This window comes from Rhodococcus sp. ARC_M12 (assembly GCF_022810385.1).
Classification (GTDB): Bacteria; Actinomycetota; Actinomycetes; order Mycobacteriales; family Mycobacteriaceae; genus Rhodococcoides; species Rhodococcoides navarretei.
In genome coordinates, this window is sequence record NZ_JALGQI010000005.1 from 255,326 (window position 1) to 267,004 (window position 11,679).

The 11,679-nt window shown below is 66.3% G+C and carries 9 protein-coding genes and 1 riboswitch; of the genes, 3 read left to right on the forward strand and 6 right to left on the reverse strand.

The window, feature by feature from the left end:
• The first annotated feature begins 27 nt into the window (after positions 1-27).
• Positions 28-501, forward strand: coding sequence for a YbaK/EbsC family protein (locus tag MTX35_RS09250; protein WP_243594681.1), 474 nt, complete (start codon positions 28-30; stop codon positions 499-501).
• Positions 502-521: 20 nt separating this feature from the next.
• Here MTX35_RS09250 and MTX35_RS09255 read toward each other — a convergent pair whose 3' ends face one another.
• Genes MTX35_RS09255 through MTX35_RS09260 form a run of 3 tightly spaced genes read right to left on the reverse strand, consistent with a single transcriptional unit; the run spans position 522 to position 2,509 of the window.
• Complete coding sequence (locus MTX35_RS09255) at positions 522-1,022, reverse strand: hypothetical protein (RefSeq protein ID WP_243594682.1); 501 nt, start codon at positions 1,020-1,022, stop codon at positions 522-524.
• A 17-nt stretch (positions 1,023-1,039) separates the two neighbouring features.
• A complete protein-coding gene (locus MTX35_RS25690; RefSeq protein ID WP_279395778.1) occupies positions 1,040-1,168 on the reverse strand; it encodes a hypothetical protein in 129 nt (42 codons plus the stop codon).
• Positions 1,169-1,177: 9 nt separating this feature from the next.
• On the reverse strand, positions 1,178-2,509 hold the full coding sequence (locus MTX35_RS09260) for an aminotransferase class V-fold PLP-dependent enzyme (protein WP_243594683.1): 1,332 nt from the start codon (positions 2,507-2,509) through the stop codon (positions 1,178-1,180).
• 54 nt (positions 2,510-2,563) lie between these two features.
• Positions 2,564-2,679, reverse strand: a riboswitch (SAM riboswitch).
• Between the two features lie 246 nt (positions 2,680-2,925).
• On the opposite strand from MTX35_RS09260, the gene MTX35_RS09265 reads away from it, so the two are divergent.
• On the forward strand, positions 2,926-6,819 hold the full coding sequence (locus MTX35_RS09265) for a Pls/PosA family non-ribosomal peptide synthetase (RefSeq protein WP_374230265.1): 3,894 nt from the start codon (positions 2,926-2,928) through the stop codon (positions 6,817-6,819).
• 6 nt (positions 6,820-6,825) lie between these two features.
• The gene (locus MTX35_RS09270) at positions 6,826-8,163 is read left to right on the forward strand and encodes a M1 family metallopeptidase (protein WP_243594684.1); all 1,338 of its coding nucleotides are present in this window, start codon (positions 6,826-6,828) and stop codon (positions 8,161-8,163) included.
• A 718-nt stretch (positions 8,164-8,881) separates the two neighbouring features.
• On the opposite strand, the gene MTX35_RS09275 is transcribed toward MTX35_RS09270, so the two are convergent.
• The 3 genes from MTX35_RS09275 to MTX35_RS09285 are packed head-to-tail and all read right to left on the reverse strand — an operon-like array spanning position 8,882 to position 11,442.
• The gene (locus MTX35_RS09275; protein ID WP_243594685.1) at positions 8,882-9,502 is read right to left on the reverse strand and encodes a hypothetical protein; all 621 of its coding nucleotides are present in this window, start codon (positions 9,500-9,502) and stop codon (positions 8,882-8,884) included.
• 30 nt (positions 9,503-9,532) lie between these two features.
• Positions 9,533-10,789, reverse strand: coding sequence for an MFS transporter (locus tag MTX35_RS09280; RefSeq protein WP_243594686.1), 1,257 nt, complete (start codon positions 10,787-10,789; stop codon positions 9,533-9,535).
• Entirely contained in the window at positions 10,786-11,442 is a 657-nt protein-coding gene (locus MTX35_RS09285; protein ID WP_243594687.1) for a GntR family transcriptional regulator, read from the reverse strand. Before MTX35_RS09285 ends, MTX35_RS09280 begins: the two co-directional genes overlap by 4 nt.
• Positions 11,443-11,679 lie beyond the last annotated feature (237 nt).

The window sequence follows — 11,679 nt, forward strand, 5'->3', positions numbered from 1 at the left end:
AGCACTTCGGGGCAATAGGGTTGGTTCATGTCCCGGCTACTTCATCCGAATGCAGCCCATGTTGCCGACACTCTGATTTCTCGTGGTCATCACGGGGTGGTGGTGAACAGCCCCGAGGGCACGCACACTGCCGCCGATGCTGCTGCGGCGCTCGGCGTCGATGTGGGCGCGATCGTGAAGTCGATGGTGTTTCTGCTCGACGACGAGCCGGTATTGCTCCTGGTGTCGGGAGCTCACAACGTTCATCTCGAGCACACCGGTGTTCGTCTGGGCGGCACGTTGCTGCGTGCCGACCTCGACACGGCGAAGCATGCCACCGGGCAGCCGATCGGTGGCATCGCCCCGGTCGGCCACCCCACCAATCTGGACACGTTCGTCGACCAGGATCTGGCCGACTACGCCGAGGTGTGGGCGGCGGCCGGTCATACAAACACGATCTTTCGGTCGACGTTCACCGAGTTGTTGCGGATCACCGCGGGCCTGGCGATCGATGTCACCTGACCCCCGCCTCACCAGTGGGGTCAGGACGCGAGAGTCGGGGCGATCGGTGCGCCGAGGACCTCGTCGACGGTATCGATGTCGAACCGCGTCCCGCGCGATCCCAGTAGCGGAAGCACCCCGGAGCTCAGGAACGTCGACTGCCGAGCCACATCGTCGTGGACCTGCAACGTCACACCGTCGGCGACGTCGGCCGCGGTGACGTCGGAGATCAAACTGGCCAGGCCTGCCGGGGTACCGACGTAGCGGATGGACGCCGGGCTCGTCGGCGCGTCCAGTCCGGCGAATTCACGACGGGCCGTCCTGGCATCTGCGGCAATGTGGACCTCGAGGTCGAGGAATACTGCTGTGCTGTCTGCGGATTCACCCCGCTCGACTGCTTCGGAGCGCAGTCGAGCGGTGTGCTGCTGAGCTTCCCGCAGGTCGGAGGCGTGGATGCGGACCGGCTCCGCGTCCGGTGCCGCGGTGAGTTCGGTCCACACGGCATCGAGTTCGACGGCAACGCGGGTGTGCTTGTGCGACATGAGTGATGGTCCTGGTTCTAGAAGTCGGTGAACGCATTCGGTCGGAGCGGAGCCGAACTCGAACACGACCCGGACGCCGTGCGGCACAGGTCCACGTACCTGTTGGACCAGTGACGGTTGCCCGTCCACGCGACACTCACGGTCATGACGCCATGCTAACGGTCTTCGGAGGTGCACGGGGATCCCACCCCGGCCGCTCCGTCGGCAAGCTCGGGGAACGGTCGCGGGTCCGGCACGGGATTCCACCAGCCTGCATCCTCCGCGTAGTGCCAGTTCGGTCCGCACTCGACCAGGGCGGCAAGGGCGTCGACCAGTCGATCCACATCTGCCGACGAGCTGCCGAGCCCGATGCTGGCTCGAACCGCACCGGCCGCGTGGCCCAGCCTGCTCAGCAACGGGTGTGCGCAGAACTTTCCATCGCGCACGCCGATTCCGTGTTCGGCGGAGAGGTACGCGGCCACCTCACCTGGGTCGCGTCCGGCCACGGTGAAGGTGACGATGCCGACGCTGTCGGGTGCGTCGCCCCACACCTGCAGCTGCTCGACGCCGTCGAGTGCGGCCAGTCCCTCGCGTAAGCGGGTCGACAGGTCGTGCTCGTGTTGCTGCAGCTCGGCATCGTCGAATCCGGCGATGGCCTCACACGCCGCGGCGAGTGCGGCGACGCCGAGCACGTTGGGGGTGCCCGCCTCGTGCCGCTGCGGTGCCGGAGCCCAGACGGTGTGGTCGATGCCCACGCTGCGGACCGCGCCGCCGCCGGCCAGGTATGGCTCACCGTCGTCGAGCCAATCACGCCTGCCCACAAGCACTCCCGCGCCGAACGGGGCGTACAGCTTGTGCCCCGAGAACGCGAGATAGTCCACGCCGAGCGCGGCGATGTCGACCCGACGATGCGGAACCAGCTGGGCACCGTCCACCACGATGCGTGCGCCGTGCCGATGCGCCAGCGCCGCGAGTTCGGCGATGGGAAGAACCTCACCGGTGACGTTCGATGCGCCCGTGATCGCCAGCAGCGCAGCAGGTTTCGCGGCCAGCTCGACATCGAGGCGGACGATGGTCTCGGCCAGGGTCGACGCGGCAACCACCACTCGTCGATCCCGCCACGGGAGCAGATTCGCGTGGTGTTCGATGTCGAGCACCACGGTCTCACCCGGCACACATGCGGCCAACAGGTTCAGCGAGTCGGTGGTGTTCCGGGTGAACACCACCACCGAATCGGGCTGCGCACCAACAAAATCGGCGACGGTCACCCGCGCCTTCTCGTACGCTGCCGTCGAGACGCGAGACGCGTAGCCGGCACCGCGATGCACACTCGAGTAGAACGGCAGGAGTTCAGCGATCCGATCGGTCACCGCCGTCAACGCCGGCGCGCTGGCTGCGTAGTCGAAGTTGGCGTAGGTGCAGGTGCCGCCCTGCACCAGTGGAACCTGCAACTCCGTGCCCGAAACAGGGGCAAAAGGAGCACAGGGGCGGGAAAGTACAGATGTCATGACAGATCGAACCCTCACCATCGAGGGACCCGCAACCGAAGGGCTTCGTGAACGAGTCCGCGCTTGCCGCGCCGGTTTTCCGGCGTCAGCCTGGTCGTCACCCGGAGCACCCCACCGCGGAGGAGGGTTGCCGACCAGCTAGCCGGGGCTTGATGCTGGTACTCGTGACCGTGGGGAAGACACTTGCAAACTCGCTGCGGTTTTGTCAAGCCGGGACTCGCTCCGGGGCACCAGTAGGATTCCCGCGGTGGGAAGGCTCGCTCGTTCACCTTCCGGCAAACAGAACGTGAGATAACCAACGACGCTGCGGCTCCCCTGCCGCAGTTCCACAAGCGTTCCACTGCCCCACGAACACGAAGGACACCCGGTTGTCTGTGCACGAATCCGAAGGTCACCCCGCAACCCCAGGTCTCGAGATCCCGGCTGCACCTGCCCAGTACCTTCGCTCGTCTCTCGCCCCTCCACCGCGGACACTGATCGATGTTCTGCGCGCGACCGCCCACAGCTTTCCCGACGCCCCCGCGATCGACGACGGTGCGGTGTCGGTCAGTTACTCGGAGTTGTTGGACGACATCGACGAGGGCGCGCAGTGGCTCGCCAACGCCGGTGTCCGGCGCGGCGATCGCGTCGGCATCCGCATGCCGTCGGGTTCCTTCTCTCTCTATGTAGCGATCCTGTCGATCCTTCAGGTCGGCGCCGCATACGTGCCGGTGGACGCTGACGATCCGGAGGAGCGCGCCGAGTTGGTCTTCGGCGAGGCGAAGGTGACCGCCATCGTCACGGCGGGCGGAATCGCCGCCGGCACGGCCCCCAAACAGGACACCCTTCCCGACACAGACCCGACGCCACCCACCCCCGAGGACGACGCGTGGGTCATCTTCACGTCGGGTTCGACGGGCACTCCCAAGGGTGTTGCCGTCAGTCATCGCAACGCGGCGGCCTTCGTCGACGCCGAGGCGCGCATGTTCCTGCAGAAGGATCCGCTGGGTCCGGGCGACCGAGTGCTCGCCGGTCTGTCGGTGGCATTCGACGCCTCCTGCGAGGAGATGTGGCTGGCGTGGCGGCACGGTGCCTGTCTGGTGCCCGCGCCGCGGTCGTTGGTGCGGTCCGGTTTCGATCTGGGGCCGTGGCTCGTCTCCCGCGACATCAGTGTCGTTTCGACGGTGCCCACGCTCGCGTCGCTGTGGCCCGCAGTAGCGCTGGAAGCGGTGCGGCTGCTCATCTTCGGCGGCGAGGCCTGCCCGCCGGAGCTGGCCGAGCGGCTCGCCGTCGAGGGCCGTGAGGTCTGGAACACGTACGGTCCCACCGAGGCGACGGTCGTCGCCTGTGCGGCGATCATGGACGGCAAGGGCCCGGTCCGGATCGGTCTTCCCCTCGACGGGTGGGACCTGGCTGTGGTCGACGGGTCGGGCACCCCGGTGCAGGTGGGTGAGATCGGCGAGCTGGTCATTGGCGGCGTCGGACTCGCGCGGTATCTCGATCCGGCCAAGGATGCCGAGAAGTACGCGCCCATGCCATCTCTCGGGTGGGAACGGGCGTATCGCAGCGGCGATCTGGTCAAGCTCGAGCTCGAAGGGCTCTTGTTCCAGGGTCGCGCCGACGATCAGGTCAAGCTCGGCGGTCGACGCATCGAGCTCGGCGAGATAGACAACGCGCTGCAAGCACTTCCGGGCGTCGGCGGCGCGGCGGCCGCCATCCGCAAGACCGCTGCGGGCAACTCGGTTCTGGTGGGATATCTCGCCAGCACCAATCCCGACTTCGACCTGGAGGCCGCGCGCGAATTGCTCGCCGAGCAGTTGCCCGCGGCATTGGTGCCCAGGCTTGCGCTGGTCGACGAGATGCCCACGCGCACCTCGGGCAAGGTCGACCGCAACGCGCTGCCGTGGCCCCTGCCCGGCACGGCAGGAGCGTCCGCGCTCGGTGGGACGGCGGGCTGGGTGGCCGAACTGTGGACCAACATCCTCGGTGCGCAGGTCTCGGACGAGAGCGCCGATTTCTTCGCCAACGGCGGCGGCTCGCTCTCGGCTGCCCAGTTGGTGACGGCACTGCGCGAACGGTTCCCCGAGATCACCGTCGCGCAGCTGTACGACCACCCGCGGCTGGGTTCGCTGGCGCAGTATCTGGACGATTTGAAGCCGGTCGTCGAGGCCGTTCCCCGTGCGGTCGCCCCGACGTCGCGCACCGCGCAATGGGCGCAGATCGCGGCGACGGTTCCGTTGACCACCCTGACCGGATTGCAGTGGGTCACCTGGCTCGGGCTGCTCTTCAACGTCATGTCCTGGTTCGGCGACGTGCCCTGGGCCCCGACGCTGTCGTGGTGGTGGGTGCTCGTGGCATTCGTCCTGTTCATCACTCCGGTCGGCCGCATGGCGATCTCGGTGATCGGATCTCGCATCCTGTTGGCGGGCTTGAAACCCGGCGCGTATCGACGCGGCGGCAGCATGCACATACGGCTCTGGGCCGCAACAAGATTGACCGATGCCAGCGGTGCTTCGAACCTCTCGGGTGCCCCGTGGATGGTCTACTACGCGCGCGCTCTCGGTGCCAAGATCGGCAAGGGCGTCGACCTGCACACCCTGCCGCCCGTCACCGGCATGCTCGAGCTGGGCGACGGCTGTTCCATCGAGCCCGAGGTCGACCTGTCCGGGCACTGGATCGACGGCGATCTCGTCTACATCGGCGGCATCGAAATCGGTGCCGGTGCCACCGTCGGCGCACGCTCCACGTTGTTGCCCGGCACCAAGGTCGGCAAGAACGCGGTCGTCACGGCAGGCTCGGCCGTCGTCGGACGAGTGAAGGCCGGTCAGATGTGGTCCGGCTCGCCGGCTCAGAAGGTAGGCAAGGCCGATCATCCGTGGCCCGCCGAGACACCGCCGCGCGCTACGAAATGGGTGTTCGCGTACGGCATCGCATCACTCTTCCTGTCCGGCATGGCACTGTTCTCGATCGGCGTCAGCCTGGTGTTGATGGGCTGGTGGATTCACACCGCGGACTCCGTCTTCCACGCCTTCGAACGTGGTGTGGTGATGTTGCCCGTGGCGACGTTGGTGTCGCTGGCGGTGTTCGCACTGATCACCGTCGTCGCGGTGCGGTTGCTCGGCATCGGTCTCGTCGGCGGTTACCACCCGGTGCGCAGTCGGATCGGCTGGCAGGTCTGGGCCACCGAACGACTGATGGACTCGGCGCGCACGTTCCTGTTCCCGCTCTACGCATCGTTGTTGACGCCGCACTGGCTGCGACTGTTGGGCGCGAAGATCGGCAAGGACGTCGAGGCGTCGACGGTGCTGATGATTCCCAAGTTCACCACCGTCGCCGACGGTGCGTTCCTGGCGGACGACACCATGGTCGCCAGTTACGAACTCGGCGGCGGCTGGATGCATCTGGGTGACGCCAAGGTGGGCAAGCGGGCGTTCCTCGGCAACTCGGGCATGACCGGGCCGGGGCGAACCGTCCCGAAGAACGGTCTTGTGGCCGTGCTGTCCGCCACGCCGGACAAGGCGAAGTCGGGTTCTTCGTGGCTCGGCAGTCCGCCGGTGCGGCTGCGTCGGGCCGCCGGTAGTGCGGACTCGTCGCGCACGTTCGATCCGCCGCGCAAGCTCAAGATCGCCCGCTCGCTCGTCGAGACGTGCCGGTTGATTCCCGTCGTCGTGACGTTCGGTATCGGTCTGGGAGTGCTGTTCGGCCTGACCGCCATCGCCGACGCCGTCGGGTACTGGTTGGCGGCACTGCTCAGTGGCGTCGTCCTGCTCGTCGCCGGTTTCGTGGCTGCTGCGGTGTCGGCGTTGGCGAAGTGGTTGTGGGTGGGTCGGATCGGCAAGACCGATCATCCGCTGTGGAGTTCGTTCGTCTGGCGCAACGAGGTGGCGGACACGTTCGTCGAGACCGTCGCTGCACCGTGGTTCGCACGCGCAGCCGAGGGCACCGCCGTGTTGAACATGTGGTTGCGGTGGCTCGGCGCAGACATCGGCCGCGGAGTCTGGTGTGAGACGTACTGGCTCCCCGAGGCCGATCTGGTGACGTTGGCCGACGGTGCGACCGTCAACCGAGGGTGCGTTGTGCAGACGCACCTGTTCCATGATCGGATCATGTCCATGGATACGGTCGATCTCGGCGCGGGCGCAACACTGGGACCACACTGTGTAGCGCTGCCGGCTTCGGGTATAGGAGAAGGGGCGACCGTGGGGCCTGCCTCTCTCGTGATGCGCGGCGATACGGTTCCCGCGCATACTCGTTGGCAGGGCAACCCGATCGCGCCGTGGGCCAAGGGTGATCCCTTTCCACGAATTCGCGACGACCGAAACGAGGGGTGATCTTTCGTGCCAGACAGGCTGGTGGCACCGGTGTTCGACGTCGATGCCAGTGACAATCCGATCGACACCTACCTTCCCCAGAACGGCAACCGCGGCTATCGCGTCTCGCGCTACGAACTGGACCTCGAGTACAAGGTCGAGAGCAACCGGTTGACGGGCAAGGCGAAGATCACGGCGGTCACCACGGCGACGGTGTCGAAGTTCGCGTTCGATCTCGGCCCGGCGATGAACGTGTCGAAAGTGTCGGTGAACGGCTCGCGTTCGGTGAAGTTCAGCCACCAGCGCGGCAAGCTCAAGATCACGCCCGCCAAGCCCATCGCGTCGGGTGCAGCACTGGTGGTCACGGTCGCCTACGGCGGAACTCCGAAGCCCATCAACGGTGTGTGGGGTGAGGTCGGCTGGGAAGAGCTCACCGAGGGCTCGCTCGTCGCGAGTCAGCCGAACGGCGCGGCGTCGTGGTTCCCGTGCGACGACCATCCGGTGTCCAAGGCCAGCTACGGCATCACCATCACCACCGATTCGCCGTACTACGCGGTGGCCAACGGAACGTTGGTGCGCAAGCAGACTCGCGCCAGCCGCACCACCTGGGTGTACGAGCAGCCCGAGCCGATGGCCAGCTACCTCGCGACCATCCAGATCGGTCCGTACGAGCACCGCATCATCAGCCCGGGGCCGGTGCCGATGAAGGCCATCACTCCCCCGCGGCTGCGCGCGCAGTTCGATCACGACTTCGGTCGTCAACCGCAGATGATGGATACATTCGTACGGCTGTACGGCCCTTACCCTTTCGCGTCGTACACCGTGGTGGTGACCGACGACGATCTCGAGATTCCGATCGAGGCGCAGGGGCTGTCGATCTTCGGTGCCAATCACTGTTCCGGTTCCCGGTACTACGAGCGTCTCGTGGCGCACGAGTTGGCGCACCAGTGGTTCGGCAATTCGCTGACCCTCGGCAAGTGGGCCGACATCTGGCTGCACGAGGGATTCGCCTGCTACTCGGAGTGGATCTGGGCCGAGAACTCCGGTGGCGCAACGGCTCACGACAAGGCCAAGCGAGCGCACACCATTCAGCGTGGCCTGGCGATGGATTTGCAGCTCACCGATCCCGGTCCTGAGAGCATCTTCGACGACCGCGTCTACAAGCGTGGGGCACTGGCGCTGCACGCGGTGCGAACGACCATCGGGGACGAGCGATTCTTCGGACTGATCCAGGAATGGACCTCCAAGTACCGCTACTCGACGGTCGCAACGGCAGACTTCACCGACCTGGCCTCCCGCTTCGGTTGTCCCCGAAGCTTGTGGGACGCATGGCTTGTGGACAAGCAACTGCCGTCGTTGCCGTAGTTCCCTGCCTGCTGCCTGTCTCCCCCAACTCCCGCAAACGCGCGCGCGTTTGCCAAAACCGGCCGGAATAGTCAACAACAATGCGCGCGTCCGACGAATGCGCGCGCGTTTGCGAAAGCTCACGGCCGAAGACTCAGGGACCAGCGGGGCTCGACTCCCCCAACTCCCGCAAACGCGCGCGCGTTTGCCAAAACCGGCCGGAATAGTCGACGACAATGAACGCGTCTGACGAATGCGCGCGCGTTTGCGAAAGCTCACGGCCAAGGACTCAGGGATCAGCGGGGCTCGACTCCCCCAACTCCCGCAAACGCGCGCGCGTTTGCCAAAACCGGCCGGAATAGCCAACAACTATGCGCGCGTCTGACGAATGCGCGCGCGTTTGCGAAAGCTCACGGCCGAAGACTCAGGACTCAGCGGGGCTCGCCCCCCCAACTCCCGCAAACGCGCGCGCGTTTGCCAAAACCGGCCGGAATAGTCAACGACTATGCGCGCGTCCGACGAATGCGCGCGCGTTTGCGAAGACTCCGACAGGGCGAAGCTTTGCGATCGGCGACGCGATCGCACGGGCCGACACTTGCATCGGGTGGGACGACCTGAAACAGCACCCAGAACACGATGACGCCCAGCACGGCGAAAATCGGCCACGGTCCGGAGTAGTTGTATTTCATGTTCGCTCGCGTCGTGCGAGGGATGTACCCGCTGCACCGCACCGGCTGCGTCAGCGATACCCGAGCGACACCGTCAACCCAGCAATCGCGTATCCGTACAGCGCGACCGTAGCCAACGCCTGTCGCCAGAAGCCTTGCGGGAACGACGCCGCCCAGCGTCCCTTGCCGTCCAGTTGCAGATCGCAGGGGAAGTCGCTGATGGCCACGGCAGACGACGGCTGCTTCCAGTGCGCGAGCACCACCCCGGTAGTGAACGGCAGCCCCCGAACGAACAGGTGACCGCGTGCCTCCCCGGCCCGGTACCGCACCGCGGATTCGGTGACAACCCCTGTGTACCAACGCCGTTGGACGTTCCATCCGGTGGCGTGCGCGAGTCGAAGGTTGCGGCCGCCTCGCAGAGCGGTGTCCACCGTCTCGACGTCCGCAATCACGCCCCAGCGCAGCATCGACACCCACCAGGCAATCCGTCGGCTGCGAAACACCAGTGCCCCGAGCAGAACGATCGCGAAGACGTACGGGACCGCCGTCGGGTATCTCGACCAGCATGCGGCCGGCACGATGACAGCGATCAGAAACCAGTACGACTCGCGTCGGTTCCATACGGTCGCACCCGCGAGCGCCACCGTCGGAGGCACCCGATGTGGTGGGGCAGTGCGAGCGGACTGCAGCATGATGCCGCTGATCCTAGAGCCGAACCGCCCCTACGCGCTCGGCAAGTGAGCAGACGTGTTCGCCCGCACCACCAGGCCGCAGATTCCGGCCATCACCGCGCCGAATCCGAAGATGATGGGGTACGTCACCACCCCGGGCCAGGTCTCGGTGAGCGCCGACAGCACGGCAGGCACCGCGAAGCCCAGGTACGTCAGCGAATAGAACACCGCAGTGAGGCCGGCGAGGTCGTCGGGGCCCGCAATGCGTTGCACCTCTTGCAGACCCGAGACCAACGCCATGCCGTACCCGCACCCGAGAACCGCTGCGGCGATCAACGCCGCGGCAATGGTGAGCACCGACGCCGCCCAGGCAGCAACGGCCATACCGATCACCAGCAGAGTCAGCGCCACCAGAGCGCCTCGGGCGTTGGCCGGTGTGTCGATCCGACGCCCGACGGCCTGGATCGCGAACCCGGAGCCGAGGGCGATCACCGCCATCGCCGCAGACAGTGCGACGGGATAGCCGCCACCGGGCTCGTCGGCCAATGCGTCGGCCATCAGTGACGGCAGCACCGCGTAGGCGACGCTCGCGGCACCGAACACCCATGGTGCCAACGGCAGCACCACGAAGAGGAACCGGCGATGCGATGCGGACGGAATCCTCAGGTCGTCGAGCAGTCTCTTCTTCTTCGATGCTGTTGTGGCGAGTCGTGTTTCGGGCACCGAGAGCATCCCGACACCGGCAACGATGCAGATGAGCACGTGCACGCTGTAGGCGAGGTGCGTCGGCCAGGGGGCCCACTGCGCGAGTACACCGGCGACACCGGCACCGAGGGCGAAACCCGCAGTCAGCGACATCGCGGCGCGTCGCGCTCCGGCACCGGGCTTGGCGGTGGCATCGCGGCTGGAGAGTTCCTTGACCCAGCTGCCGCCCACGGCCATACCGATTCCGAGCGCGATGCCGCTGAGCACGCGGCCCCCGAAGAGCATGTAGGCGTTGTCGGGCCCGAGTGCGATCAGAATGGACCCGGCTGCGGCAATTGCGGGGGCGGGCAACATGATCGGGCGTCGACCGAGCCGATCCGACAGCGGGCCGCAGATCAGCATCGCCGGAATGATGCCCAGGACGTACGCGAACAGGAACGTATCGACCACCACCGCCGAGAAGCCGTGGTCGAGCCGATACATCACCAACAGCGGCGTGAATTCGTTGCCGCCCCACGCCACGGCGAACATGCCCGACGCCACCAGCAGCCAGCGTCGCGCAGTCAACTGGATGTCTCGATCGTTCGTGATCGTCTCGCTCATCGTGCTCCCCCTCTGTCCGGTCGTAGGCCGTGCACCCCGAGCATGTGTTGTTCGACGGCCCGCTCGAATCCGTCTGCGTCGCCGGCCTCGATCAGGTCGGTGAGTCGGCGATGGTCGTCGACGATGCGCGAGATCTGGCCTGGATCACGCGTCACCGAGGCTGCGGTCATCCGCCGCTGACGCTCGCGAAGCCCGTCGTAGAACGCGTCGAGCAACGGGTTGCCGCCGGCGCGGACGACGGTTCGATGGAAGTCTGCGTCGACTGCACTGAACTGCGCGGCGGTGCCGTCGACGGCCAACTTCTCCTGCAGCTGCAGGTTCGAGCGCAGTGCCTCCACCACGCGTGAGCGGGCCGTCGCGTCGTCCACGAAAGCGCGGACGCTGCCAGATTCGACCAGTCGGCGCGCATCGACGACGCTCTCGGCTTCCCCTACCGCGATCGGCACCACCAGTGCTCCGCGCTTGGGATAGAGGCGCATCCACCCCTCGACCTGAAGCCGCAGAAACGCCTCGCGTACGGGGGTGCGACTGATCTCGAGGCGCGACGCGATCTCGCCCTCACTGACGAGCTCACCACCGGGAAGTTCCCCCGAAATGATGAGCTCCTTGACCGTCGAATAGGCCGTATCGGCGGCTGATCTCGTCTCGGACACAACATAGATACTAGATGCACCTCAACTGTGCACCAAGCGAGGACCCCGGAAAAGTCCACTCGACGTGACATCGACCGTCGAAAAGTCCACTCAACGATGCTCCTATGTTGGTCAAGTGGTCTGGGGCGGCTTGAGTAGGCCGTAGATTTCGCGGGCGATGGCGCGTTTGAGGCATCGGGTGATCTCGCGTGGGGTCTTGCCTTCTGTCAGTCGCCGGTCCCGATACTGCTGGGTTCG